A 25,771-nucleotide genomic window follows, 5' to 3' on the forward strand; every position below is an offset into this window, starting at 1 on the left:
GAATATGCTATAATTTCAAAAGAATTTAGAAACGGATAAATAATTTGAGGTGTATATGTATGAAGATATCTACTAAAGGCCGTTATGGTTTGACGATCATGATCGAGCTTGCTAAACATTATGGAGAAGGCCCGAAGAGTTTGAAGTCGATTGCCCAGACGCATAATCTGTCGGAGCATTATTTGGAGCAGTTGATTGCGCCGCTTCGTAATGCTGGGTTGGTGAAGAGTGTCCGCGGTGCGTATGGCGGGTATGTCCTGTCTAAAGATCCTCAGGAGATTACTTCGGGTGATGTCATTCGTGTATTGGAAGGGCCGATTACCCCTGTTGAAGGAATTGAGGATGAGGAGCCGGTGAAGCGCCAGCTTTGGATCCGGATTCGCGATGCTGTGAAGGATGTTTTGGATAATACGACGCTTATGGATTTGGCGAGCTACAAGGATACGGGTGAAATCGATTCTTATATGTACTATATTTAAGTGATTAGCAATGCGCCTATTATGTAGGCGCTTGCGTTTTTTAATGGAGGCGACAAAAAAGTGGACAGAATATATTTAGATCATGCTGCGACTTCACCGATGCATCCGAATGTGATCGATAGGATGATGACAGTCATGAACCATGACTTCGGGAATCCGTCGAGCATTCATGCTTTCGGGCGGGAGGCGCGCCATGTTTTGGATGAGGCGCGTTCGAGCATTGCAGCGAGCATCGGTGCGGGGCGGAATGAAATCATTTTCACGAGCGGTGGAACCGAGGCTGATAATACGGCGATCATTGGTATTGCGAATGCTTATAAAGAACAAGGGAAGCACATCATTACGACGGAGATTGAGCATCATGCGGTTTTGCATACATGCCAATACCTTGAGAAGTCTGGCTTTGAGGTCACATATTTACCTGTGAATGAAGCGGGGCTTATTTCAATTGCCGATTTAAAGGCGGCATTGCGGGACGACACGATTTTGGTTTCGGTCATGTTCGGCAATAATGAGGTTGGTTCGATCCAGCCGATTGCTGAAATCGGACAGCTGATCAAGGGGCATCAAGCCATTTTCCATACGGATGCGGTTCAGGCATATGGTTTGGTCTCCATCGACGTCCGTGAGCTGGGTGTGGATTTGCTGAGTGTATCCGCGCATAAAATCAACGGCCCCAAGGGAATCGGCTTTCTTTATATTCGTGAAGGCTTGAAGCTGAATCCGCATTTATATGGCGGGGAACAAGAACGCAAACGCCGTGCAGGTACGGAGAGCGTGCCGGCAATTGCCGGTTTTTCAGAAGCTGTTTTAATTGCACAAAGCACGATGGAAAAGAAAAGGGAGCAATACAAGCGATTTAAAGACGTATTGCTTGCCGTCTTCGATGAGGCGGATGTACAATATGAAATTAACGGATCTATGGAACAGTCACTACCGCATTTGCTGAATGTCAGTTTTCCGGGTACGAATGTGGAATCGATGCTCGTTAATATGGACTTGGTAGGTGTTGCGGTATCGAGCGGATCCGCTTGTACTGCTGGGTCAATCGATCCGTCGCATGTGCTTGTGGCGATGTTCGGGAAAGATTCGGAGCGGACGAAGAATTCGATTCGTTTCAGCTTCGGTCTGAACAACACGGAAGAGGAAGTAAGGCAGGCGGCCGAAACCACCGTTAAAATCGTTAATAGATTAGTGGGAAGATAATTCCTGCTTTAAATAAATGAGGTGACAGAATGAGAAAAGCACCACAGGACACCCGCGTCGTCGTGGGTATGTCAGGAGGCGTGGATTCTTCTGTGTCAGCCCTGCTATTGAAGAATCAAGGCTATGATGTGGTCGGGATTTTCATGAAGAACTGGGATGATACAGATGAAAACGGAGTCTGTACGGCAACGGAAGATTACAATGATGTAATTGCCGTTTGTAATCAAATCGGCATCCCTTATTATGCGGTCAATTTCGAAAAGCAGTATTGGGATAAAGTTTTCACTTATTTCTTGGATGAGTATAAAGCGGGCCGTACCCCGAATCCGGATGTAATGTGCAATAAGGAAATCAAGTTCAAGGCATTTCTTGAACATGCCGTAAGCCTTGGTGCCGATTATGTGGCTACAGGTCATTACGCACAGGTTGAATACCGGGATGGCGAATACAAAATGCTTCGCGGTGTCGATAATAATAAAGATCAAACGTACTTCCTGAACCAGCTTACTCAAGAACAGTTGGAAAAAGTCATGTTTCCGCTTGGACACATTGATAAGAAGGAAGTCCGTGAAATTGCGAAAGAAGCGGGTCTTGCCACGGCAACGAAAAAAGATTCTACAGGGATCTGTTTTATCGGTGAACGCAATTTCAAAGAGTTTTTAAGCAATTACCTCCCAGCTCAGCCCGGTGATATGGTCACGATGGATGGCAAGGTAATGGGCAAGCATGACGGATTGATGTATTACACCATCGGTCAGCGTCACGGTCTAGGGATTGGCGGCAGCGGCGAACCTTGGTTTGTTGCGGGAAAAGACTTGAAACGTAATGTTTTATACGTGTGTCAAGGCTTCGATAATGATGTGCTGTATTCCAATTCCCTTCGTGCAGTGAATGTCAGCTGGGTAGCGGAACATATACCGGCTGGTGAATTTGCATGTACGGCAAAGTTCAGGTACCGTCAAGAGGATAGCGGTGTTAAGGTGAAGGTCTTGGAAAATGGTGATGTCGAAGTCATCTTTGACGGGCCAGTCCGCGCGATCACACCAGGACAAGCAGTCGTATTCTATGATGGTGAAGTGTGCCTTGGCGGCGGTACGATTGATGAAGTATTTAAAAAAGGTGAAAAACTGACTTACGTAGGGTAAAATAAGCATGTCCCCAGCTGTGTTTGCGGTTGGGGACTTCTTTTGGATTGCGGGTGTACCGCCTGAATTCGACCACTGGCTTATGCTATACTTTTTAATATAAAAATGGAGTGTGAATGGATATGGATAAGAATCAACAAGGAATTGAATTTATGCAGCAAGGGAAATACGAAGAAGCGGCGAAAGTTTTTAATGAGGCGATCGAGGAAAATCCGAATGAGCCTGTTGCCTACATAAACTTTGGGAATGTATTGACTGCCGTGGGTGAAACGGATAAAGCGGTCAAGTTTTACAAAAAGGCGATCGAGCTGGATGAAAATGCAGCAGCGGCTTACTATTCATTAGGAAACTTATATTATGAATCCGATTCTAAACTAATCGAAGCAAAGGATATGTTTGAAAAGGCAATCCGTTTGGGACTGGATAACAGCGATGCTTTCTTCATGCTTGGATTGACATTGATGGCGTTGGATCAACCGAAATTGGCGATGCCTTATTTACAGAGAACGGTGGAGCTGAGCCCTGAGGACGTTGATGCGAGATTCCAATATGCGCTATGTCTTGCTAATGCGGAATTATATGATGAATTGATCAATCAACTGAATTTGGTTGTGGAGCGGGATCCGGGCCATGCCGATGCTTATTATAATTTAGGCGTTGCGTTTGCAGGCCATCGTGAGGATGCAAAAGCAGCGATGGTTTATTTTGATAAGGCTTTGGAAGCACAGCCTGACCATATGCTTGCTGCGCATGGTAAGAAACTGTTGGAAGAAATGAATGCTGAGTAAATAAACGGCATATGCATGGAAAGGTGGGGAGAAGCGTTGAGCCAGCAAGATTCGTTGGATTTGTTTTCAGAAGAGAAAATGTTCATGAAAGGAAGTCATTTAGTGACGATCTTTCATAATGAAGAAAATATGTACTCGGTTGTAAGAATTCGCGTGCATGAAACGAATCTGAATTATGAAGAGAAGGAAGCGGTCGTAACAGGGTATTTTCCAAGGATGCATGAGGATGAGATCTATATTTTTTATGGGGCCATGAAAGAACATCCGCGTTTTGGCCTTCAATATCATGTAGAGCATTTTCGCAAGGATCTGCCTCAATCCAAGGAAGGCATCGTCAGTTATTTATCAGGTGACCTTTTTAAGGGCATAGGGAAAAAAACAGCCGAAAGCATTGTTGAGACACTGGGTGAAAAGGCCATTTCAAAAATTCTGGCTCAGCCTTCGCTACTTGATGATATCCCGAAGCTATCCGGGGAAAAGGCAAAGGGCCTCTATGATACATTGGTCGAGCATCAAGGTCTGGAGCAGGTGATGATCGCCCTGAATCAATATGGCTTCGGTCCGCAGCTGTCGATGAAGATATATCAAATGTATAAACAGGATACGATCACGGTGGTTCAGGGAAATCCGTATAAGCTCGTAGAGGATATTGAAGGGATTGGTTTTGGACGGGCGGATGAACTCGGGCATCAGCTGGGCATTTCCGGCAGCCATCCCGACCGAATCAAGGCTGCGTGCTTGTATACGCTTGAATCACAATGCCTCCAGGACGGGAATATCTACATAGAAGCCGAGCAGCTATTGGAAGCGGTCAAACGGCTGCTGGAGGAAAATAAACGGGATCGCATTGAGTTCACGAACATTTCCTCGGAAATAATCGAATTGACTCAAGAGGGGAAAATAGTTGTCGAGGATCAACGAATTTATCCGCCTTCGCTATTCTATTCGGAAAAAGGAATCGTAATGAACATCAAGCGGCTGCTTGCTCAAACCGAGTATGAGGACCAGTTCCCGGAATCGGAGTTCTTGCTGGCACTTGGGGAGCTGGAAGAGCGGCTGGATGTTTCCTATGCCCCGGCCCAAAAGGAAGCGATCCAAACAGCCCTGCAATCACCCATGTTAATCTTGACGGGCGGACCGGGAACCGGTAAGACGACAGTCATCAAAGGCATCGTTGAGCTATATGCAGAGCTGCATGGTGTATCCATGGACATTAACGATTATAAAAAAGAAGGAAGCGATCCATTTCCATTCGTACTTGCGGCTCCTACTGGCCGTGCAGCGAAACGCATGGCCGAGTCGACTGGGCTCCCGGCTGTTACGATCCACCGTTTGCTTGGGTGGAACGGGAGTGAAGGCTTTTCCCATGATGAGGATAATCAGCTGGATGGCCGAATCGTAATCATCGATGAGGTTTCCATGGTGGATACGTGGCTGGCCCATCAATTGTTTAAAGCTCTGCCGGAAAATGTCCAAGTGATATTGGTTGGGGATGAAGACCAGCTGCCATCTGTTGGCCCTGGTCAGGTTTTAAAGGATTTGCTTGCATCGAATTGTGTACCGACTGTCAGTCTGGAACATATTTATCGTCAAGCTGATGGTTCATCGATCATTGAATTGGCCCATGAAATCAAAAAAGGAAGGCTTCCGGATGATGTCACGAAGCAGCAGGAAGATCGATCGTTCATTCGCTGCCAAACAGGTCAAATCCCCCAAGTAATCGAGAAAGTGGTTGCCAATGCCAGGACAAAGGGGTTCACGGCCAAGGATATACAGGTGCTGGCTCCCATGTATAGAGGTCCTGCAGGGATTGATGCACTGAATAAAATGCTTCAGGAAGTGTTCAATAGCAATGCAGAGGAAAAGCGGCGTGAAATTAAATTCGGAGACGTGATATATAGAACGGGAGATAAGGTTCTTCAGCTGGTGAACCAGCCAGAGGAGGGTGTCTTTAATGGCGATATGGGTGAAATCGTATCCATATTGTTCGCTAAAGAAAATACCGATCATGTCGATAAAGTGATCATATCGTTCGAAGGCATCGAAGTGACTTACACGAAACAGGACTTGAACCAGATTACACATGCATATTGCTGCTCCATCCATAAGTCGCAGGGAAGCGAATTCCCCATTGTCATTTTACCTGTAGTGAAAAGTTATTATCGGATGCTCCGCCGTAATTTATTGTATACGGCGATTACCCGAAGTAAAAATTTCTTGATCCTTTGTGGTGAAGAAGATGCATTCCGTCTAGGGATCGAGCGAAATGATGAGATGCGCCGGAAAACGACTTTGCGTGAAAAGCTGCGGGAGATTTTGAGTGAAGAAGAAATGCCGGAGGGAGAGGTACATCAGAAATCAAGTTATCTTGATATCCTCATGCATGCTGACCCGATGATCGGGATGGAGAATGTCACGCCATATGATTTTATGTAGCAGGTTCTTTTTGATGGATTTTGTTTAAAATTCAAGGTTTTGGTGGAACTAATATAGGATATAACTTAAACGTGAAAGAGTAGGGGGGATATGATGAAAAAAAGTTGGATAATAGGAATGGTCGTTGTCGTTTTACTGGTCATTTATGGGGCATCTTCGTACAACGGCCTTGTAAGTGCCAATGAAGACGTCGACAATAAATGGTCACAGGTGGATAACCAATTAAAACGAAGAGCGGATTTGATACCGAATCTTGTCGAAACGGTGAAGGGTTATGCTTCGCATGAAACGGAAGCCATTAAAGCGGTGAGTGATGCACGCTCAAAGCTGGCCGGTGCCAATTCGACTGAAAATGCGATTGAAGCCGATCAAGAATTGAGTGGGGCCTTGAGCCGTCTTTTGGTGGTTGTCGAGAACTATCCGGATTTAAAGGCCAATGACAACTTTAAGGGTCTCATGGATAGTTTGGAAGGAACGGAAAATCGGCTGACGGTAGCTCGAAAAGACTATAATGATGAAGTTACCAACTATAATAAAATGATTAAACGATTTCCGAAGAATATGATGGCAGGAGCGTTCGGTTTCGATGCCAAACCATACTTTGAAGTGACCGATCAAGAAAAAGAAACGCCAAAGGTTGATTTCGGGAGCGATAAATAATGAAAAGACTCGCTGTGTTTGCGCTATTCTTCATTCTCACGTGCAGTTTAGCAAACGTGGTCGCAGCACAACCTAACATCCCTGAACCAGTTGGGGATATATATGTTCAGGACTTCGCCGGAGTCCTGGATGATCAGGAAAAATCCGAACTCATCGAACTTGGGAAACGATTGGATGATGCCACAAAAGCACAAATTTCCGTTTTGACGGTTGATTCGATGGAAGGATCCGAGATCGAGGAATACTCGGTCGAGGCCTTAAGATCATTCAAGCTTGGTGATGCGGAGCTGAACAATGGAGTCCTCATTGTTCTGGCCATGCAAGAACAGAAAATCCGTATTGAAGTGGGCTACGGTTTGGAAGGGGCCATTACCGATATAAAATCTGGACAGATTTTGGACAGTGTGGCTATCCCTGCGCTGAAAGAGGGTAAATATGGTGTTGCCCTGACGGAAACCTATAAGGCCGTATATAACGATGTCACGAAAGAATACAACCTGGGTGACGAGTTTTATCAAGATCTCTCCGTTCAGCCTGAGTCTGAAACCTTTCAGCCATCTGGTTTACAGATTTTCCTCATTATCATCGTAGTCATCATCGTATTCATCCTCGATGCCAAGTTCTTTAAAGGGTTTTTCCTTCAAATGTTAATCAATATCCTTTTGATAATCATCAGTCGCGGAGGCGGCGGTGGCCGTGGAGGCGGCAGCGGCGGTCCACGGGGCGGCGGCGGAGGAAGTTCCGGCGGCGGAGGTGCCAGCAGGGGATGGTAAAGCAGGTGGATCAGACCGGGAAACCGGTCTTTTTTTTGCCTGATCCCTGTATTTCCGGAAGATCGAGCAACAATGGAAAACCTTTCAGCACATCTATTTTCAGCAGTAAAGAGATAATAAAAATGTTCGGAAAGGCGGGATGACCTTGCGGACGTTTTCATTATTGAAAGGGATGCCGGTTTTTACAATCAAAGGAGAAAGAGTCGGCACGGTCCACGATTTATCAATTTCTGAAATGGGTCAGGTAACAGGCTTGGTCGTTCATCAGCAAGCATTGTTCAAAAGAGCTTTCCATTTGAAACTTGACGATATTTCTTCATTCGGTCCAGATGGGATCGTCATCATGCAACAGGATTCAAGTTTAAGGAAAGTGCCTGCGGATTCCATATGCCTATCGAAGGACGAATTATTGGGACGCATGCTTTTTTCAGAAATGGGCGAAGAACTGGGTTTACTGCAGGATGTATATTTCAAGGAAAAAATGGGCACGATTATAGCGTATGAAACAACGGATGGGTTTTTCTCGGAGTCGACAGTGATAGAATCAAAACAGCCGCCTGCATTAGGGAAGGATACCATCATTGTTTCAGTTTATGAACAGTGAGGTGTCCATTTTGGAAATTAAATGTCCGAATTGCCGCAGTAAAGATGTTGGGAAGATTGGCGTGAATCAATATTATTGTTGGAATTGCTTTATTGAAATGACCTTATCCGAAGGGTTCATTAATACGCACCAAGTCGAGGAAGATGGAAGTTTAAGCTCATTGGACGATTTGTTTGAGGAAAATGACCGCCGCTTCAGTATGTAAATAACGGAAGAGGTGTTTGCAATGGCTAGACGTTCACGGAATACTCTAATGAATATGGGTTCGGACTTGATGAACTCGAAGATGATCAAGCGGAACATGAAGAAAATACGCAAAAGATTAAAGTCGTTATTATAGCGGGAATGGGTGTCCTGATAATGAGGGCACTCTTTTTTATGTATGAAAACCTTCCGCCTTTCGAAGAATAAATGTGCGGGAGGTGTTTATAGTGAGTATTCGTCTAAAGTGGTTTTATCGCCTGGGTTTTTTATTGCTCTTATTTTTCGTTATCTATATTTTTATGAAACTTAAGCCCATGTGGGGACCTGCCGTTACTGTATGCGTGACAGTGCTGCTGCCTTTTTTGATTGGTGCGTTCATCAGTTACTTGCTGCACCCTGTAGTGGAATATTTAAATGAGAAAGGGATGCGTCGCTGGCTTTCGATTACGATCATCTATTTGCTGTTTTTCGGAGGGGTTGGCTTTGCTGTGTATAAAGGTATTCCAGTGATGGTCAGCCAGGTTCGCGAGCTGTCGGAAAGCGTACCGGAATTGGTTGAACAGTACCGGGGCAGGATTGATAAACTCAACCATCAGACGGCGGCCTGGCCGTTCGGAATCCATGAAAGATTCGAAGAAGGTGTCACCCTTTTCGAAGGCTGGCTGAAGCGTATACCTGAAAAGGCGATGGAGTATGCTATGAAGATGCTTGATTTCATCGTCCTGATTGCGTTGATTCCATTCATTGCTTTTTATATCCTGAAAGATTTCACTGTTTTAAAAAAAATGGCATGGTATATGACCCCGAAGAATTTGCGCAAGCAGGGACGGGCATTCGTTCGTGATGTGGATGCGTCGCTTGGCGGCTATATCCGCGGGCAAATCATCGTCTGTGTCGTGATCGGTTTGATTTCCTCATTGCTCTTCTGGATAGTCGGGATGCAATATCCGCTTCTATTGGGGGCGATAATCGGAATAACGAATGTCATTCCGTATTTCGGACCGATTATTGGAGCCATTCCAGCTGTGATCATCGCCGCGACAATGTCAGTTAAAATGGTGTTGATCATCGCCGTAATCGTTCTTGTCCTTCAATTTCTTGAGGGAAATATCCTGTCGCCGCTCATAGTCGGAAAAAGCCTCCATATGCATCCGCTTTTCATCATGCTCGCATTATTGACCGGAGGTGAAATAGGCGGTATCACGGGCATGGTCCTTTCGATCCCCATCTTGGCTGTGTTGAAAGTTTTTGTACTTCATGCCCGCGTTCACTTTAGAAAGAAGCCGCCCCTTATTGACAAATAAAAGTCTTGTGAATATAATCCATTACATAAGATAATTCGTTGAAGGATGAAGTATGCTGAAGTCCATCTAAAAGAGAGGGGTCCCCCAGGCTGAAAGGGACCGCCAGGTGAAGAGCAGCAGAAAGCTAGTCCTGAGAGCAGCTAATACCTGCCGTCATGCCGCGTTAAGGCTTTTATGAAGGTGATGGGCCTGGGATGAATTCCTGCGTCCATAATCAGGGTGGTACCGCGAGTCAACTCTCGTCCCTGTTTTTGGGATGGGGGTTTTTTGTGTGCTCAAAATTACATAATTTCAAAAGGAGGATATATATATGAAGTATTTAACTGGTGCTGAAATCCGCCAAATGTATTTAGATTTTTTTAGTGAAAAAGGCCATAACATCGAACCAAGTGCGTCATTGGTTCCTCATGAAGATCCATCATTGCTATGGATCAATTCCGGGGTGGCGACGTTAAAGAAATATTTTGATGGACGTGTGATTCCTGAAAATCCAAGGATTACAAATGCTCAAAAGGCCATCCGTACAAACGATATTGAAAACGTGGGGAAAACGGCACGTCATCATACGTTTTTCGAAATGCTCGGAAACTTCTCCATTGGTGAATATTTCAAAGAAGAAGCCATTACATGGGCATGGGAATTTTTGACGGATGAAAAATGGATTGGGTTCGACAAAGAGAAATTGGCTGTGACGATCCATCCTGAAGATGATGAAGCATTCGAACTCTGGAATAAGAAAATCGGTGTTCCTGCTGAAAGGATCATTCGCCTGGAAGAAAACTTCTGGGATATCGGTGAGGGTCCAAGCGGCCCGAATACAGAGATTTTCTATGACCGCGGACCAGCATATGGCGATGATCCGAGTGATCCGGAACTATATCCAGGCGGGGAAAATGAACGGCATCTGGAAGTCTGGAATCTTGTGTTTTCCCAATTCAACCATAATCCTGACGGTTCTTACACACCGCTTCCAAAGAAAAATATCGATACAGGCATGGGCCTTGAACGTATGGCTTCCGTCGTTCAAGATGTGGCGACGAACTATGATACGGATTTATTCATGCCGATCATCCGGGCAGTCGAAGAGATTTCCGATGTGAAGTATGGTGTTGATTCAGAAAAAGATGTTGCATTCAAGGTCATTGCCGACCATATTCGTACGGTAGCCTTTGCAGTAGGTGACGGGGCTCTTCCATCCAACGAAGGCCGCGGTTATGTATTGCGCCGTTTACTCCGCAGAGCGGTTAGATATGCTAAGCAAATCAACATCAATCGACCATTCATGTTCGAGCTTGTGACGGTCGTCGGTGAAATCATGAAAGACTTCTACCCTGAAGTCCTCAAGAATAAAGAGTTCATTGCAAAAGTAATCAAAAATGAAGAGGAACGCTTCCATGAAACTCTAAATGACGGACTGTCCATCCTTTCTGAAGTCATTAAAAAGGAAAAGGAAAAAGGCGGTACGACCATCCCGGGCAGTGATGCATTCCGTTTATATGACACATATGGTTTCCCGATTGAGTTAACGGAAGAATATGCAGAAGAAGAAGGCATGACGGTCGATCAAGCCGGATTTGAAAAAGAGATGGATGCACAGCGTGAACGTGCCCGTTCAGCGCGTCAAGATGTTGATTCCATGCAAATCCAAGGCGGGGTATTGGGCGATATTAAAGTTGAAAGTGAATTTGTCGGCTATGATCAAGTTGCTGTCGAAGCCAAAGTTGCTGCCATCATAAAAAATGGCGAGCTTGTAACGGAGGCACAAGAAGGGGAAGAAGTTCAAGTGATACTGAACAAGACTCCTTTCTACGCGGAAAGCGGCGGACAAATAGCCGATATAGGAACGATGGCCAGTGAATCCGTGAAGGTTGATGTCCATGATGTCCAAAAAGCTCCTAATGGCCAAAATCTGCACCGTGTAACAGTTACTGCCGGCACTTTAACAGCAGATTCCAATATCGTTGCTACAGTAAATCAAGAAAATCGAATCCATATCACGAAAAACCATACAGCGACGCATCTTCTGCATCAGGCGTTGAAAGATGTGCTTGGTACACATGTCAACCAAGCTGGTTCACTCGTACAGGCTGAGCGCCTTCGCTTCGATTTCTCTCATTTTGGCCAGATAACGGCGGAAGAGATTGAACAGATCGAAACGATTGTAAATGAAAAGATTTGGCAAAGCTTACAAGTGAATACGGACTATAAAAACATCGAAGAAGCCAAGGCTATGGGCGCAATGGCCTTGTTCGGCGAAAAATACGGCAAGATTGTCCGTGTCGTTCAAATAGGCGATTACAGTCTTGAACTATGCGGCGGTGTCCACGTTCCGAATACAGCGGTAATCGGCTTGTTCAAAATCGTTTCCGAAAGCGGCATCGGTGCAGGGACTCGCCGTATAGAAGCGTTAACGGGTGCCGGGGCATACAAATTGATGACTGATCAAATCGGTGTCTTGAAAGACGCGGCGGCCAAATTGAAAACGAACTTGAAAGATGTTCCTTCAAGAATTGAAACGGTTCTAGCTGAAGTGAAGGATCTTCATCGTGAGAATGAAAGCCTTACTGCAAAATTAAGTAATATCGAAGCAAGCAGCCTTGTTTCTAATGTAAAAGACGTAAATGGCGTTCAAGTATTGGTGGCAAAGGTTCAAGCTACCGATATGAATAATCTGCGTGCCATGGCGGATGATTTGAAACAGAAGCTTGATTCTGTCATTATCGTATTAGGTTCGGCCCAAGGTGATAAAGTCAATTTGATTGCCGGGGTGACTAAGGATTACATCGACCGCGGTTTCCATGCTGGTAAATTGGTCAAAGAAGTTGCTTCCCGTTGCGGCGGTGGCGGTGGCGGACGCCCGGATATGGCCCAAGCCGGCGGAAAAGACCCTGAAAAATTGGATGCAGCACTTAATTTTGTTGAAGAATGGGTCTTATCGATTTCATAATCAATGGAAAGTGTTGTACAATGTAGGTAATAGTGGATTCTGGACGCTGAGGAGAGGTGCATGTTAATGAGTTCCTTTGATAAAACGATGAAATTTAATTTTCCCGAAGAACCATTCGAAAGAGATGTACAAGAAGTATTGTCTCAAGTCTATGTTGCACTTCAGGAAAAAGGTTATAACCCGATCAACCAGATTGTCGGATATCTATTATCTGGTGACCCGGCCTACATCCCGCGCCATATGGATGCCCGAAACATTATTCGTAAGCTTGAACGCGATGAAATCATCGAAGAATTGGTTAAGTCGTATCTTAAGAACCATCGAGAGGAATACTAATGCGCACAATGGGACTTGATTTAGGTTCAAAAACCATCGGCGTTGCCGTGAGTGACGCGATGGGTTGGACTGCACAAGGATTGGAAACGATCAAAATTAACGAAGCTGGAAATGACTTCGGCTTTAAACGCCTCAATGAAATCATAAAAGAGCATGATGTTTCTAAAATTGTCCTCGGTTTACCTAAAAACATGAATGGGACTGTTGGACCGCGAGGCGAGATCAGCCAAGATTTCGCTAAACGATTAGAAAACAAATTCAAGCTGCCGGTGTTTCTCTGGGATGAACGGTTGACAACTATGGCGGCTGAACGTGTCCTTCTTGAGGCGGACGTGAGCCGAAGCAAACGCAAGAAAGTCATTGATAAAATGGCAGCTGTCATGATTCTGCAAGGATTCTTGGACAGACAAACAAATTCAATATGAGGTGAATACAAATGGAACACGGCGAAAACAACATTACAGTAGTAGATGAAAACGGAAATGAGCAGCTTTGCGAAATCCTTTTCACATTCGACTCAGATAAATTCAACAAATCTTATGTACTTTACTATCCGATGTCTGCAGAAGATGATGAGGAAGAAATTGAAATCCACGCTTCATCATTCGTACCAAGCGAAGATAATAAGGATGGTGAACTTACACCGATCGAAACAGAAGAAGAATGGGATCTTGTCGAAGAAATGTTAAATACATTCCTTGACCAAGAAGAAGCAGAAGAAGAATAAGATTAGAAAAAAACCGGCCCCTAAAGGTCGGTTTTTTTTTGAAAAGAGGCTCAAACTAAAATTTTAAAACAAGGTTGAATGGGAGCGGGTGTGCGAGACTCCTGCGGGGAAAGCGTGTCTAAGGAGACCCCGCAGCGGAAGCCAAGGAGGCTCCCGAGACCGCCCGCGGAAAGCGAGTGCCTGGAGTGGAAATCAAGTCCACCACCAAATAACATTTTATGGTTCGGTTGTGACCATTCCGAACCACTTTTTTAGACAAAAGGGTTTCGATGATTTTATACAAAGTTGATTGGAATGGAAGGTGCGAGACTCCTGCGGGAAAAGCGTGTCAAAGGAGACCCCGCAGGCGGAAGCCGAGGAGGCTCCCGAGACCGCCCGCGGAAAGCGAGTACCTGGAGTGGAAATCAACGTTCAAACTGTACAAACCCTTAATAACTCAAACTCGATTTTCAGTCTGAACCGGCCTCCATAAAGGTCGGTTTTTTCATTTATGTACCAGTAACCCCTTATCTTTTCTCTGCGAATAAAAGCATAAAAGTAGCAAGCGGACCCAAAAATAATGATAGCAAGAACCAATTCATTGCCGTTCTATTTTTACCTTGAGCAAGTCCGGCGTTTATGAGTGCCAATGTCCCCCAACCTACAAAATAAGAATTATCCAACTCCTTCACACCTTTCTTTATCCTTAAATTAATCATACCATTCCTACATGAATATTCCTGTCATTTCCTCAAATGCCTAACACATGCAGGAAATAAATTTTGGTGCATTTTTTAAGCTGAAGAGATAAGTATCACTATTTTCCTATTTATATTGACAAAAGTAGTGCGTTTTTGCCATAAATAGAGTATTGATGAATGTAGTTTTGCAAAAAACATGTAATTATTTGTTGATTTTAGTATAATGTTCGAAGCAAAGATTAATTAGAGAAAGCATCTTCTAGAAACCATTCTGTGGTTGGTGTGAGTTTGCAGGGGGAATGAAAATGGATGAAAAAGATAAAAATTTATCTAAAAAGGAACATATCCGAATGAAATTGTTAGAACAGCAAGGAGAAGCCAAGCAGGTTCGTAAAATCATCATGATTACGATAGCTTCGCTTATTTTACTAATTGGGATAGTTGGTCTTGTCGGCTTTTTATATATCAACTCAGCCATGAAACCAGTCGATCCAGATGATGACACCATCAAGAAAGTGAAAATCCCAATCGGTTCTTCCGTTAACGGAATTTCAACACTGCTTGAAGAGCAGGGAATAATAAAGGACGCACGCGTATTCAAATATTATATTAAATTCCGCAATGAATCCGGTTTTCAGGCAGGGGAGTATAAATTATCACCTTCCATGCCAATTGAAGATATCGTCACAAGCATCAAAACCGGAAAACTCATGAAGGAAGCTGCAATGAAAATAACGATTCCTGAAGGAAAGCAGCTTATCCAAATTGCCGATATCATCGCAGTGAAGACGGGTGAAGATCCGAAAAAGGTCTTTAAGAAATTGAATGATAAGAAGTTCGTAAATTCCATGCAAGAGAAATTTCCGCAGCTTTTGACATCGGAAATTGAAAATGAAAAGGTTTTATATCCGCTTGAAGGGTACCTTTTCCCAGCTACTTATGACTTTTATGAGGAAAAGCCGACCCTGGAATCGATCGTCATCGAGATGCTGAAGAAAACGGAAGAGACCTTGCAGGCTTACGAGAGCCAAATGGACAAGAACGATTATTCCGTACACCAGATGCTGACCTTCGCTTCGCTTGTTGAAGAAGAGGCGACGGCACAAGTCGATCGCGGAAAGATAGCATCCGTCTTTTACAATCGTATTGAGGAAGATATGCCGCTTCAAACGGATCCGACCGTTTTGTATGCGAAGGGTTCACATAAGAGCAGGGTGTTTTATAAAGACCTTGAGGTGAAATCCCCTTATAATACGTATAAGAACAAGGGGCTGCCGCCAGGGCCGATTGCCAATGCAGGAACGACATCGATCGATGCGGTACTGAAGCCTGAGAAAACGGATTATCTGTACTTTTTGGCAACACCTGAAGGGGAAGTCCTTTACTCCAAGACCTTGGATGACCACAATAACAAAAAGGCAGAGCATATTTCCAATAAATAAATAAATAAATAAATGAAATGAGACTGAGGGGGGAGGGATATTACTTTCCCCTTGTTTTTATGATAGAATAGTACAAGTGAATTTTTGATCCGATTTTAATCGGTGACGTAACTCGGCGAATGCCGGGTTTTATTTTGAAAGATAAGGAAATGTAGATTGTCAAGCATACTTGTTTCAGCTCCTTGTGAAGAAATTGTCCAATCAATTTTTTCATGTTACTGACCAAGCGCTTTTGTTTTCCTTATAATTGGAGGAAACGTTTTGAACGGAAAAATAGAACAATATCTTCATTCCTTAATTCCGGAGCGTACGGGTTTGCTTAAGGAGTTGGAAGATTTTGCGATGGAAAATAATGTGCCGATCATGGAGCCAGAAGGCATTGAGGTGCTGCTTCAGATTTTAAGGCTTCATCAGCCAAAGGCGATATTGGAAGTAGGTTCGGCGATTGGCTATTCGGCCATAAGGATGGCCGAGACCCTTCCGGAAGCTCGAATCGTCACACTTGAACGGAATGAAGCCCGTATTGAGCAGGCAAGGGCCAACTTCAAGAAGGCGGGACTGTCGGAAAGGATTACCCTCATTGAAGGGGATGCCCTTGAAGCGGGTCCGAAAGTGATGGAACATGGCCCGTTTGATATCATCTTCGTTGATGCAGCTAAAGGGCAGTACAAGCGATTCTTTGAACTGTTTGAACCATTCCTTGCTGGTGCTGGCATCATCATTACAGATAATGTTTTATTCAAAGGCCTGGTTGCCGAAAACATTGAAGACATGGAAATGACGAGAAGAAAGCGAGCTCTCATCAAAAAAATCAGAGACTTTAACATCTGGTTACATGAACATCCAAATTTCGATACGGTAATTTTGCCGATTGGTGATGGTGTGGCCATTAGTAAACATAGAGGTGACAAAAATGAAAAAGCCTGAATTACTCGTGACTCCGACAAGTGTCGATCATATAAGAGAACTCATCGATGCTGGCGCTGACGCCTTCGTCATTGGCGAACAACGTTATGCGCTTAGGCTGGCAGGGGAGTTCAAACGTGAAGATGTCGAGAAGGCGATTGAGCTTGCGCATGCCGCGGGCAAGAAAGTATACGTATCCATGAATGCCATTTTTCATAATGAAAAAGTGGATGAGCTTGAAGGGTATGTCACTTTCCTTAAGCAGGCTGGTGCCGACCGGATCATATTCGGTGATCCCGCAGTCTTAATGGCTGTCCGTGCCGTGGCACCCGATATGCCCCTGCACTGGAATACAGAGATGACGGTTACGAACTGGTACACATGTAATTATTGGGGGAAACGCGGTGCTGTCCGTGCCGTGGCTGCCCGTGAGATAAGTCTGGACGAGATAGTGGAAATGAAGGAAAATGCCGAAGTGGAGATTGAAGTGCAAGTGCACGGCATGACATGCATGTTCCAATCGAAGCGTACTCTCTTGGGCAATTACTTTGAATACCAAGGCAAGGCATTGGAAGTGGAAAATCGGAAGGAACATAGAAATATGTTCTTGCATGATAAGGAACGTGAAAATAAATACCCGATTTATGAAGATGAAAATGGTACACATATCATGAGTCCGAATGATATGTGCATGATTGATGAACTTCAGGAATTGATTGATGCGGAAATTGATTCGCTGAAAATCGAAGGGGTATTACAAACACCGGAATATATCGTGGAAATGACAAAGTTATATCGGGAAGCGATTGACGTATGTGCTGAAGACCCTGACCGGTATGATGATAGGAAATCGGATCTTTTTGAAAAAGTCAAAGCGGTTCAGCCGGATAGCCGTGAGTTGGATACCGGGTTCTTCTTTAAAGAATCGGTTTATTAAAGAAAAGGGTAAGAGAAAGAGGAGGAATAGCCTTGAATGCTATTGCTGATAAAATTTCCAAGATCGTTGATGGAAAGAGAGTCATTGTAAAAAAACCGGAATTGCTGGCTCCGGCCGGCAATCTGGAAAAATTAAAAATTGCCGTTCATTACGGCGCGGATGCCGTGTTCATTGGCGGTCAGGAATATGGTCTTCGTTCCAATGCCGGAAACTTCACGTTTGAGGAAATGAAGGAAGGCGTCGAATTCGCTAAAAAGTATGGCGCTAAAGTATATGTAACCACAAATATCTTCGCACATAATGAAAATATCGATGGTCTGGATGAATACCTGGAAGGTCTTCAGGAGGCTGGGGTTCATGGTATCATCGTCGCCGATCCATTAATCATCGAAACCTGTAAACGGGTCGCTCCGAATGTCGAGATCCATTTAAGCACACAGCAATCGCTTTCGAACTGGAAGGCTGTACAGTATTGGAAAGAGGAAGGCTTGGAGCGGGTTGTTTTGGCACGTGAGACAAGTGCTGATGAAATCCGTGAAATGAAAGAGAAGGTCGACATCGAAATCGAGGCTTTCGTTCACGGGGCCATGTGCATTGCCTATTCTGGACGCTGCACCCTTTCGAACCATATGACGGCGCGTGATTCGAACCGCGGCGGCTGCTGTCAGTCTTGCCGCTGGGATTATGATTTATATGAGTTGGATCAAGACGGGGAAAAGGCTTTATTCGATAAAGAAGATGCTCCATTCGCAATGAGTCCAAAAGACTTGAAGCTGATTGAATCACTGCCAGGCATGATTGAAATTGGCATAGACAGCTTGAAAGTCGAAGGAAGAATGAAGTCCATTCACTATATCGCTACAGTTGTCAGCGTCTATCGTAAAGTGATTGATGCGTATTGTGCCGATCCGGACAATTTCAAGATTAAACAAGAATGGCTGGAAGAGCTTGATAAGTGTGCGAACCGTGAGACGGCATCATCGTTCATGGAAGGGGAAATTCCTGGGTATAAACAGCAAATGTTCGGGAATCATACCGTAAAGACTCGCTTCGACTTCGCTGGATTGGTGCTTGATTACGACGAGGAAACTAAAATCGTTACCATGCAGCAACGCAACTTCTTCAAGCCTGGGGATGAAGTGGAGTTTTTTGGACCGGAAATCGAAAACTTCACTCAAAAAATAGGTACGATCTGGGATGAGTCAGGTAAGGAGCTGGAGGCAGCCCGCCATCCGCTTCAAATTGTCCGCATTCAAGTAGATAATAGAGTTTATGTGAACAATATGATGCGGAAGGAGAATTGACATGACAAGAAAGAAACCAGTGGTCATCGGAGTTACAGGAGGGTCGGGATCAGGTAAAACAAGTGTTACCCGTTCCATTTTTGAATTCTTTCAAGGACATTCCATCTTGATGATCGAACAAGATTATTACTATAAAGATCAAAGTCATCTGCCTTTTGAAGAGCGCTTGAAAACGAACTATGATCATCCGCTTGCATTTGATAATGATTTGCTTATCGATCACATTAACGCATTGCTGCGCTATGAAACGATAGAAAAACCCGTTTATGATTATTCGATCCATACGCGTTCAGAAGAATTCATCACCGTTGAGCCCCAGGATGTGATCATCCTTGAAGGGATTCTTGTGCTGGAGGATGAGCGCCTCCGAGACCTGATGGATATGAAGTTGTATGTTGATACTGACGCAGACTTGCGGATCCTTCGTCGGATGACCCGTGATATTAAAGAACGCGGCCGTTCCATAGATTCCGTCATCGAACAATACATCAGTGTAGTCCGTCCGATGCATAATCAGTTCATAGAACCGACGAAGCGTTATGCCGACATCATCATTCCAGAAGGCGGTCAGAACCATGTGGCGATTGACCTTATGGTGACAAAAATTCAAACAATCCTTGAACAAAAGTCTTTTTTGTAATAACATAGCATAAATAATGATAGGGGCCTTTTTCCGCCGTTTATTTAAATAATCCCATTTATTTATTGGGAAAGACTGGACAAATGTTGGAAAACGCAATACTCTATTCTTGATACAGAACGAACCGGCTGCTCACCGCAGTCGGTTTATATACTAAGGAACGGATTGTTTCTTAGTATCGAAGCGCGTACTTTTTAAGGCGCGCAATTATATATTTTGACTCGATTTCAGGGTTAAGCACTATATAGTACATAAACTTGTCACAGCAAATGCTTGCTGTAAGAATTTGAAGGAGTGAAGGGTTTTGGCAATTGAAAAAGAATATCCAATGACTAAAGAAGGTAAGTTAAAGCTTGAACAGGAACTGGAACAGTTAAAAACGGTTAAACGTAAAGAAGTGGTGGAAAGAATCAAAATCGCCCGCAGTTTTGGGGACCTTTCCGAGAACTCAGAGTACGATTCCGCAAAAGAAGAGCAGGCTTTCGTTGAAGGACGCATTACAACAATCGAAAACATGATCCGTAATGCAAAAATCATTGAAGGCAATGATACGAATACAGATACAGTTTCACTTGGAAAGTCGGTAACATTCGTGGAACTTCCAAATGGTGACGAAGAAACATATTCCATCGTAGGAAGCGTTGAAGCGGATCCATTCGAAGGGAAAATCTCCAATGATTCCCCAATCGCGAAAAGCCTGATAGGGAAAAGGGTCGGCGACAAGGTATCGATCATGACACCTGGCGGCGAAATGAGCGTCAAGATTGTTTCCATCAGCTAATTAAATGCAAAAGAGGATGTCCATGGGGCATCCTCTTTTTTATCGGAAAAATGCCGCGTTAAATTTGTTCATAATTGTTTAAAAATTCGCACCTCGTCAACAATGGTTACGAGGTGTATTTTATGAAAAAGAAACGAATGAGGTTGCTGGCTCTTTTTTTGACCACTTTTATGCTGATGCTCATTGGCAGGCTTGCCTACATCCAACTTATATCGACAGAATCTTTTTCAAAGCATGATGTGAACCTGTTAGAAGCAAGCGTGAATCAGCGTTCACAGATATTAAAGATTGATGATGGACGCGGAAAGTTTTATGACAGAAATGGGGAACCGCTAGCACATGAAGAAATCCCGACGCTCGTCCTATTTCCATTTTTGAAAAAAATGACATGGCCTATAGATGAAGTGGCCTCGATAATAGGCAAATCGGAAGCGGAATTAAAACGGGCGATAGAACAAGCGGATGAACCATTCGTCTTTGGGGGGGATGATCCGATAGAGTTGACGTCCAGCCAATCGAAGGCAATCAATGAATTGAAGATTCCCGGGGTCTTTGCCGTGAACGAGAAATTATATCCTGAACAAACCCCTGCCGCGCAGTTGATCGGAACGACGAATATATCTGATGCGGAAAAGAAAAAACGTTATCCGGACATGAATTTATCTCCTGAAACGAAAATAGGCAATACGGGGCTGCAAAGGACCTTCGATGAGTTTTTGCTTTCTTCAGGTGAATCAAAGCTCGTTTTTCACGTGGACGCCAGTGGAGGCCCAATGTTCGGTGTCGATGTTAAATATGTGGAACCTGCGAATCCGCTTTACCCGGTGAAGGTCGTGACGACGATCGATAAAGAAATTCAGGAGAAAGCGGAGAAACTCGTCGATGAACGCGGGATAAAAAAAGGCGGTCTCGTACTGATCGATATTGAAAAAAGTGAAATCGTCGCCATGGTATCACGTCCGGCGCTTAATATAAAAGATCCGAATGGCGAAGGGGCCGTCAATATGATGCTGACTCAAAAAACGCCGGGTTCCGTCTTTAAAACGGTCACGGCAGCAGCGGCCATCGATTATGAAGCGGCCAGTCCCACCCGGACATTTAATTGTAATTTGACGATAGACGGCAAAACGGATAAACAGAGGGAACTGGGCATGCTTAATTTTGAAAATAGCTTTGCCCAAAGCTGCAACAGGACATTTGCCGAATTGTCACAGGAAATAGCTGAAAAGGATCCCGAGTTTTTGGATAAATATGCAAAAATGTTAGGGTTGGTTGGTGAAACGGGCTGGCAAGGGGACGTCTATCACACCGAAGTTACTCAATTGCATCATGAACAAACCGGGAAGGTCTGGCATGATGACGATTTAAAAAAAGATCCCAAAATGATTGCCAAAACAGCAATTGGCCAGCAGGATGTCCAAACGACACCATTAGCGATAGCGAATATGATGGCAACGATTGCCCGCGGCGGCAAGAAGGAACAGGTCAAAGCCGTTTCCAAGGTCGAATTTAACAATAGTACGACCGTAGTCGATTTTCCCAATCAAAGTATTGGCGGCGAAACACTGTCTCCATATACAACGATGAAGATGCAGCATCTTCTTAGGAAGGTCGTGACGGAAGAGAAAGGGACGGGCGCTTCCTTGAGAGATTTGCCTGTTGAGGTCGCTGGCAAGTCTGGAACAGCTCAGACCAATATCGAAAAAGGGAAGCTCAATAAATGGTTTGCGGGCTACTTTCCATATAAAAATCCCAAATATGCTCTTGTTACCGTAAGTTTTGAAACGAAGGAAAACAGTTCCAGCATGACGCCTCTTTTTTCAGATATTGTAAAAGTCCTGTACTCCAAGGACCAGGACAATAGCGAGAATTGGCGAAAAGAGTAGGAAACCCTTCCCTTCTATATCTGGCCAAATCATGTTAAAATGAGGCAGTAAGAAATGGTAAGGGAGGAATGGACCTTGGGCTCACGTTTCAATCAGAGAGATCAAAAAAGAAAAGTAAATAAAATATATAATATTGCAATCGCCATCGTTTCCATTTTAATCGTCATTGTCGCAGTCACGATTTTCTTAAGTGATGATGGAACCGAATCAAAAAAAGCCACGACTGAACCAAAGCAAATCGCCGAGACAGATAAGGGGAAAGAAGTGGACAAACCTGCTGGCAAAGAGGAAGAAATGGATTCCGAGAAGGAAGACGCAGTAGGAGATAGTGAAGCAACAGAAGAAGATGCAGAAAAAGAAGATAGTAAAGCAACAGACGAAGATGCAGAAGAGAAGGCTGAAGATGATGCAGATCCAGAAAAAGCAGGAGATGCCGAACTTGTGGAAGTGGAAGGCAGCGGCGATGGCAATGTTGCAGCTACATATACAAGTGAGGGCTGGAAACCAGTAGGAACTGAGCAATCCGGTGAGCACACTACAAGCTTTGAAAAGGGCTCGGTCGATTGGAATGAAATGAGTAAAGCCATAGCAAGTGGAGCTGGAATCGATGAAGGCAGCATGAAGCTATGGTGGCTGCAAAACGGCGGTTCGCCCACCACGGCAATCGGTACCGTTTCTGAAGGAGATAATCCTAAAACCTTCCGCGTTTATATTGAATGGGTGGACGGATCGGGTTGGAAACCTGTAAAAGTCGAAGAGCTGAAGACAAACGATAAAAGGTAATGGTCAAAAATGTATAAACGAAAAACCCCCGAAAGGAATTCCACTTTTCGGGGGTTTTTCATGGTGATCATTTTTTTGCTTTAAAGTGGACGACTGCACTATAAAAACGTCTGCCTTCTTCACTTACATACATTTGGTGTGACACGGATTCCACCTGGAGCATGATCGCTTTATTGATTTCAATTTGTGATTGAATTTTTTCTTCAAGATTCTTAATGCTTTCTGCCTCGAAAAATTCTATTTTATCTTCGAATAAGTTTAAGTCGAGTTGAAAACTCATGACTGTTCCCCTCCAACATTCAGATACTTTTAGTTTAACACCATTTTGGCCGAATCTGAACCTAATGAATTTGCCTAAAAAAACAAGAACTGTTTCTGTGTTTATTTCATATTATGCTTATAGGTTTTATTATCTTATCATAAAAGGTGATTAAAAATGGGCAGAGAATTCATAGATTTATTTGAAGAATGGTCGAAATCGTATGATGATACGGTTGGTGGACACGATATTGAGTATCAAGAGGTTTTTAAACATTATGATAGCATATTGGACAGCGTCACGGATCGGGCTCATGGTCATGTGCTGGAGTTCGGAGTGGGTACCGGGAATTTGACGGAAAGGCTTTTGAATAAAGACCTAAAGGTATCGGGAATAGAACCTTCACCCGCGATGAGGGAAATAGCGTTAAGCAAGCTGCGCGGAAAAACGGAAATTGCAGATGGCGATTTTATCGATTTTCCGCAGCCGGAACAGGTTGATTCGATCGTGAGTACGTACGCGTTTCACCATTTAACCGATGAAGAAAAAGAAAAAGCGATAGTCAACTATGGAAAGTTACTGAATACTGGTGGTAAAATAGTGTTTGCGGATACGATGTATCAATCAAGGGAAGCGCATGAACGAGCGATTCAAGATGCAAGGCAGGCAGGCTTTCATAATTTGGCGAACGATTTGCAAACGGAATATTATACTACGATTCCTTTTTTGGAAAAAGTGCTTGAAGAAAATGGATATAATGTGAACTTCGAGCGCTGCAATCAATTTGTCTGGATTATGGAGGCGGAAAAATTATAGGAAGAGGTTTTTACTAATGAAAGTAGCCATAATCGGAGCAATGGAAGAAGAAGTTACAATTTTACGTGATAAATTGGAAGGTTTGGAGCGGGTGACCATTGCGGGTTCCGAGTTCAATACAGGCACACTGAATGGTGTCGAGGTCATTTTGCTTAAATCGGGAATCGGTAAAGTGAATGCGGCAATGTCCACTGCGATCCTGTTAGAGAAATTCAAACCGGATGCCGTCATCAATACTGGCTCAGCCGGCGGTTATCATCCAGCACTAAATGTAGGGGATGTGGTCATATCCACGGAAGTACGGCACCATGATGTCGATGTGACGATTTTTGGATATGAGTACGGTCAAGTCCCTCAGCTGCCTGCAGCTTTCATCCCGGATGAAAAGCTTCTCGCGGTCGCAGAAGAAGCAGCAAAAGAAATCGAGGATATACAAGTGGCGAAAGGGTTGATCGTGACGGGGGATTCTTTCATGAATGATCCTGTCAGGGTTGAATTCGTCAGAGGGAAATTCTCTGATTTATATGCGGTGGAAATGGAAGCTGCTGCCATTGCTCAGGTAGCCTTCCAGTTCAAAACACCGTTTGTCATCATTCGTTCCCTTTCGGATATCGCAGGTAAGGAGTCCAATATTTCCTTTGATAAATTCCTGGAAACAGCGGCTCTTCATTCAGCGGCACTGATTTTGAAAATGGTTGAAAAAATGAAATGAATGGTAAGTGATCAGCGGAAGCCTTTCTGCTGATTTCTTTATTGCATAATCCTCATTAAATTGGTAGGATAACTATGAAAGGATGTCCAAATATGAAAGTCTTTAAAAACATTCATGAGTTGATAGGGGAAACGCCGATGATGGAAATCACCCATTTCCCGCTTCCGGATGAAGTCCGTATCTTTGCCAAACTGGAATACTTTAATCCGGGAGGCAGTGTGAAGGATCGGCTTGGTCAAGAACTGTTAGCCCAAGCGTTACAGACGGGGAAGGTGAAAAAGGGCGGGACGATCATCGAACCGACTGCCGGAAATACTGGAATTGGCTTGGCGTTGGCTGCGATAAACAGTGGAGTGAACGTGATATTTTGCGTTCCGGAGAAATTCAGTGCCGAGAAACAGGAATTGATGCGTGCCCTTGGAGCAAATGTGATCCAGACCCCGACAGAGGAAGGGATGGCAGGAGCAATCGCCACGGCTAAGGCGCTGCTGGCTGAAATTCCGGGATCTTATTGTCCCCAGCAGTTCGCCAACCCATCCAATCCTGATGCATATTTTAAAACGCTGGGACCTGAAATATGGGAACAGATGGAAGGCGATGTTGATGTGTTTGTTGCCGGTGCCGGGACGGGCGGGACATTCATGGGAACATCGCGATATATAAAAGAAAAGAACGCTGCTGTCAAAACGGTCATTGTCGAACCAGAAGGATCGATTTTAAACGGCGGCAAAGCAAGACCCCATAAAACAGAGGGGATCGGGATGGAATTTTTACCTGCCTATATGGATGAAACGTATTTTGATCAAATCCATACGATAAGCGATCGTGACGCTTTCCATATGGTAAAGGAATTGGCGATCAAAGAAGGCCTTCTTGTCGGCAGTTCTTCCGGCGCGGCATTTGCAGCGGCCATGAAAGAAGCAGCCAGGGCTTCCCGGGGGTCGAATATCGTCGTCATATTTCCGGATTCCAGTGAACGATACTTAAGCAAAAAAATTTATCAGGGAGGAATGTAA

Annotated in this window: 27 protein-coding genes; 25 read left to right on the forward strand and 2 right to left on the reverse strand. The window is 44.2% G+C overall.

Annotated features, from left to right (window positions below; all coding sequences use genetic code 11):
* The first annotated feature begins 59 nt into the window (after positions 1-59).
* The 14 genes from cymR (at position 60) to QFZ73_RS20010 (ending at position 13,609) form a co-directional block, all read left to right on the forward strand.
* Complete coding sequence (cymR, locus tag QFZ73_RS19945; protein ID WP_034308657.1) at positions 60-479, forward strand: cysteine metabolism transcriptional regulator CymR; 420 nt, start codon at positions 60-62, stop codon at positions 477-479.
* 60 nt (positions 480-539) lie between these two features.
* Positions 540-1,685 (forward strand): cysteine desulfurase family protein, encoded by a 1,146-nt coding sequence (locus tag QFZ73_RS19950; RefSeq protein ID WP_307269813.1) that lies wholly within the window; start codon positions 540-542, stop codon positions 1,683-1,685.
* Between the two features lie 29 nt (positions 1,686-1,714).
* Positions 1,715-2,830, forward strand: coding sequence for a tRNA 2-thiouridine(34) synthase MnmA (gene mnmA, locus QFZ73_RS19955; RefSeq protein WP_251428817.1), 1,116 nt, complete (start codon positions 1,715-1,717; stop codon positions 2,828-2,830).
* A 122-nt stretch (positions 2,831-2,952) separates the two neighbouring features.
* Positions 2,953-3,618, forward strand: coding sequence for a tetratricopeptide repeat protein (locus tag QFZ73_RS19960; RefSeq protein WP_307269818.1), 666 nt, complete (start codon positions 2,953-2,955; stop codon positions 3,616-3,618).
* Between the two features lie 36 nt (positions 3,619-3,654).
* Positions 3,655-6,054 carry an SF1B family DNA helicase RecD2 gene (gene recD2 / locus QFZ73_RS19965; protein WP_307269821.1) on the forward strand — a complete coding sequence of 800 codons (2,400 nt, stop codon included), beginning with the start codon at positions 3,655-3,657 and terminating at the stop codon, positions 6,052-6,054.
* A gap of 93 nt (positions 6,055-6,147) precedes the next feature.
* Positions 6,148-6,714, forward strand: coding sequence for a LemA family protein (locus QFZ73_RS19970; protein ID WP_307269823.1), 567 nt, complete (start codon positions 6,148-6,150; stop codon positions 6,712-6,714).
* Positions 6,714-7,487: a TPM domain-containing protein gene (locus tag QFZ73_RS19975; protein WP_307269825.1), complete on the forward strand. Its 774-nt coding sequence runs from the start codon at positions 6,714-6,716 to the stop codon at positions 7,485-7,487. Before QFZ73_RS19970 ends, QFZ73_RS19975 begins: the two co-directional genes overlap by 1 nt.
* Before the next feature lie 145 nt (positions 7,488-7,632).
* Complete coding sequence (locus QFZ73_RS19980; protein ID WP_063232958.1) at positions 7,633-8,091, forward strand: PRC-barrel domain-containing protein; 459 nt, start codon at positions 7,633-7,635, stop codon at positions 8,089-8,091.
* Positions 8,081-8,296, forward strand: coding sequence for a hypothetical protein (locus QFZ73_RS19985; protein WP_207437191.1), 216 nt, complete (start codon positions 8,081-8,083; stop codon positions 8,294-8,296). Before QFZ73_RS19980 ends, QFZ73_RS19985 begins: the two co-directional genes overlap by 11 nt.
* 226 nt (positions 8,297-8,522) lie before the next feature.
* Positions 8,523-9,599, forward strand: coding sequence for an AI-2E family transporter (locus tag QFZ73_RS19990; RefSeq protein ID WP_307269831.1), 1,077 nt, complete (start codon positions 8,523-8,525; stop codon positions 9,597-9,599).
* 310 nt (positions 9,600-9,909) lie between these two features.
* Positions 9,910-12,546 (forward strand): alanine--tRNA ligase, encoded by a 2,637-nt coding sequence (alaS, locus tag QFZ73_RS19995; RefSeq protein WP_307269834.1) that lies wholly within the window; start codon positions 9,910-9,912, stop codon positions 12,544-12,546.
* Between the two features lie 66 nt (positions 12,547-12,612).
* Entirely contained in the window at positions 12,613-12,882 is a 270-nt protein-coding gene (locus QFZ73_RS20000) for an IreB family regulatory phosphoprotein (RefSeq protein WP_034311358.1), read from the forward strand.
* The gene (gene ruvX / locus QFZ73_RS20005) at positions 12,882-13,307 is read left to right on the forward strand and encodes a Holliday junction resolvase RuvX (RefSeq protein WP_249594864.1); all 426 of its coding nucleotides are present in this window, start codon (positions 12,882-12,884) and stop codon (positions 13,305-13,307) included. Before QFZ73_RS20000 ends, ruvX begins: the two co-directional genes overlap by 1 nt.
* Before the next feature lie 11 nt (positions 13,308-13,318).
* Complete coding sequence (locus QFZ73_RS20010) at positions 13,319-13,609, forward strand: DUF1292 domain-containing protein (RefSeq protein ID WP_063232962.1); 291 nt, start codon at positions 13,319-13,321, stop codon at positions 13,607-13,609.
* 506 nt (positions 13,610-14,115) lie between these two features.
* Here the strand turns inward: QFZ73_RS20010 and QFZ73_RS20015 are convergent.
* Positions 14,116-14,271 (reverse strand): hypothetical protein, encoded by a 156-nt coding sequence (locus tag QFZ73_RS20015; protein ID WP_251428795.1) that lies wholly within the window; start codon positions 14,269-14,271, stop codon positions 14,116-14,118.
* Positions 14,272-14,594: 323 nt separating this feature from the next.
* On the opposite strand from QFZ73_RS20015, the gene mltG reads away from it, so the two are divergent.
* From mltG to QFZ73_RS20055, 8 genes are all read left to right on the forward strand, one after another.
* Positions 14,595-15,731 carry an endolytic transglycosylase MltG gene (gene mltG / locus QFZ73_RS20020; protein ID WP_251428792.1) on the forward strand — a complete coding sequence of 379 codons (1,137 nt, stop codon included), beginning with the start codon at positions 14,595-14,597 and terminating at the stop codon, positions 15,729-15,731.
* 261 nt (positions 15,732-15,992) lie between these two features.
* Positions 15,993-16,658, forward strand: a complete 666-nt coding sequence (locus QFZ73_RS20025) for an O-methyltransferase (protein ID WP_307269853.1) — start codon at positions 15,993-15,995, stop codon at positions 16,656-16,658.
* Positions 16,645-17,574, forward strand: a complete 930-nt coding sequence (locus tag QFZ73_RS20030; RefSeq protein ID WP_307269856.1) for a peptidase U32 family protein — start codon at positions 16,645-16,647, stop codon at positions 17,572-17,574. The genes QFZ73_RS20025 and QFZ73_RS20030 overlap by 14 nt, the downstream gene beginning before the upstream one ends.
* A 32-nt stretch (positions 17,575-17,606) precedes the next feature.
* Positions 17,607-18,878, forward strand: a complete 1,272-nt coding sequence (locus tag QFZ73_RS20035; RefSeq protein ID WP_144479406.1) for a peptidase U32 family protein — start codon at positions 17,607-17,609, stop codon at positions 18,876-18,878.
* A 1-nt stretch (position 18,879) separates the two neighbouring features.
* Positions 18,880-19,518 (forward strand): uridine kinase, encoded by a 639-nt coding sequence (udk, locus tag QFZ73_RS20040; protein WP_251428783.1) that lies wholly within the window; start codon positions 18,880-18,882, stop codon positions 19,516-19,518.
* A gap of 304 nt (positions 19,519-19,822) precedes the next feature.
* Entirely contained in the window at positions 19,823-20,299 is a 477-nt protein-coding gene (gene greA / locus QFZ73_RS20045; protein WP_063232968.1) for a transcription elongation factor GreA, read from the forward strand.
* Between the two features lie 122 nt (positions 20,300-20,421).
* The gene (locus QFZ73_RS20050; RefSeq protein ID WP_307269862.1) at positions 20,422-22,185 is read left to right on the forward strand and encodes a peptidoglycan D,D-transpeptidase FtsI family protein; all 1,764 of its coding nucleotides are present in this window, start codon (positions 20,422-20,424) and stop codon (positions 22,183-22,185) included.
* A gap of 75 nt (positions 22,186-22,260) precedes the next feature.
* Positions 22,261-22,968: a YrrS family protein gene (locus QFZ73_RS20055; RefSeq protein WP_307269866.1), complete on the forward strand. Its 708-nt coding sequence runs from the start codon at positions 22,261-22,263 to the stop codon at positions 22,966-22,968.
* Between the two features lie 67 nt (positions 22,969-23,035).
* Here QFZ73_RS20055 and QFZ73_RS20060 read toward each other — a convergent pair whose 3' ends face one another.
* Positions 23,036-23,248, reverse strand: coding sequence for a DUF2536 family protein (locus QFZ73_RS20060; RefSeq protein ID WP_048682770.1), 213 nt, complete (start codon positions 23,246-23,248; stop codon positions 23,036-23,038).
* Between the two features lie 156 nt (positions 23,249-23,404).
* Between QFZ73_RS20060 and QFZ73_RS20065 the strand changes: the two genes are divergently transcribed.
* The 3 genes from QFZ73_RS20065 to QFZ73_RS20075 all read left to right on the forward strand — a co-directional run bounded on the left by QFZ73_RS20065 (position 23,405) and on the right by QFZ73_RS20075 (position 25,771).
* The gene (locus tag QFZ73_RS20065) at positions 23,405-24,043 is read left to right on the forward strand and encodes a class I SAM-dependent DNA methyltransferase (RefSeq protein WP_251428774.1); all 639 of its coding nucleotides are present in this window, start codon (positions 23,405-23,407) and stop codon (positions 24,041-24,043) included.
* Between the two features lie 16 nt (positions 24,044-24,059).
* Complete coding sequence (gene mtnN / locus QFZ73_RS20070; protein WP_251428771.1) at positions 24,060-24,755, forward strand: 5'-methylthioadenosine/S-adenosylhomocysteine nucleosidase; 696 nt, start codon at positions 24,060-24,062, stop codon at positions 24,753-24,755.
* Positions 24,756-24,847: 92 nt separating this feature from the next.
* On the forward strand, positions 24,848-25,771 hold the full coding sequence (locus QFZ73_RS20075; protein ID WP_307269879.1) for a PLP-dependent cysteine synthase family protein: 924 nt from the start codon (positions 24,848-24,850) through the stop codon (positions 25,769-25,771).

The organism is Peribacillus sp. V2I11 (assembly GCF_030817135.1).
In the GTDB taxonomy this organism is placed as follows: Bacteria; Bacillota; Bacilli; order Bacillales; family DSM-1321; genus Peribacillus; species Peribacillus simplex.

Coding starts and splice junctions, on each gene's coding strand:
- cymR (WP_034308657.1), top strand. CDS start 60: ATGAAGATATCTACTAAAGGCCGTTATGGTTTGACGATCATGATCGAG.
- mnmA (WP_251428817.1), top strand. CDS start 1,715: ATGAGAAAAGCACCACAGGACACCCGCGTCGTCGTGGGTATGTCAGGA.
- QFZ73_RS19960 (WP_307269818.1), top strand. CDS start 2,953: ATGGATAAGAATCAACAAGGAATTGAATTTATGCAGCAAGGGAAATAC.
- QFZ73_RS19970 (WP_307269823.1), top strand. CDS start 6,148: ATGAAAAAAAGTTGGATAATAGGAATGGTCGTTGTCGTTTTACTGGTC.
- QFZ73_RS19975 (WP_307269825.1), top strand. CDS start 6,714: ATGAAAAGACTCGCTGTGTTTGCGCTATTCTTCATTCTCACGTGCAGT.
- QFZ73_RS19985 (WP_207437191.1), top strand. CDS start 8,081: ATGAACAGTGAGGTGTCCATTTTGGAAATTAAATGTCCGAATTGCCGC.
- alaS (WP_307269834.1), top strand. CDS start 9,910: ATGAAGTATTTAACTGGTGCTGAAATCCGCCAAATGTATTTAGATTTT.
- QFZ73_RS20000 (WP_034311358.1), top strand. CDS start 12,613: ATGAGTTCCTTTGATAAAACGATGAAATTTAATTTTCCCGAAGAACCA.
- ruvX (WP_249594864.1), top strand. CDS start 12,882: ATGCGCACAATGGGACTTGATTTAGGTTCAAAAACCATCGGCGTTGCC.
- QFZ73_RS20010 (WP_063232962.1), top strand. CDS start 13,319: ATGGAACACGGCGAAAACAACATTACAGTAGTAGATGAAAACGGAAAT.
- mltG (WP_251428792.1), top strand. CDS start 14,595: ATGGATGAAAAAGATAAAAATTTATCTAAAAAGGAACATATCCGAATG.
- QFZ73_RS20030 (WP_307269856.1), top strand. CDS start 16,645: ATGAAAAAGCCTGAATTACTCGTGACTCCGACAAGTGTCGATCATATA.
- udk (WP_251428783.1), top strand. CDS start 18,880: ATGACAAGAAAGAAACCAGTGGTCATCGGAGTTACAGGAGGGTCGGGA.
- QFZ73_RS20050 (WP_307269862.1), top strand. CDS start 20,422: ATGAAAAAGAAACGAATGAGGTTGCTGGCTCTTTTTTTGACCACTTTT.
- QFZ73_RS20060 (WP_048682770.1), bottom strand. CDS start 23,248: ATGAGTTTTCAACTCGACTTAAACTTATTCGAAGATAAAATAGAATTT.
- QFZ73_RS20065 (WP_251428774.1), top strand. CDS start 23,405: ATGGGCAGAGAATTCATAGATTTATTTGAAGAATGGTCGAAATCGTAT.
- mtnN (WP_251428771.1), top strand. CDS start 24,060: ATGAAAGTAGCCATAATCGGAGCAATGGAAGAAGAAGTTACAATTTTA.
- QFZ73_RS20075 (WP_307269879.1), top strand. CDS start 24,848: ATGAAAGTCTTTAAAAACATTCATGAGTTGATAGGGGAAACGCCGATG.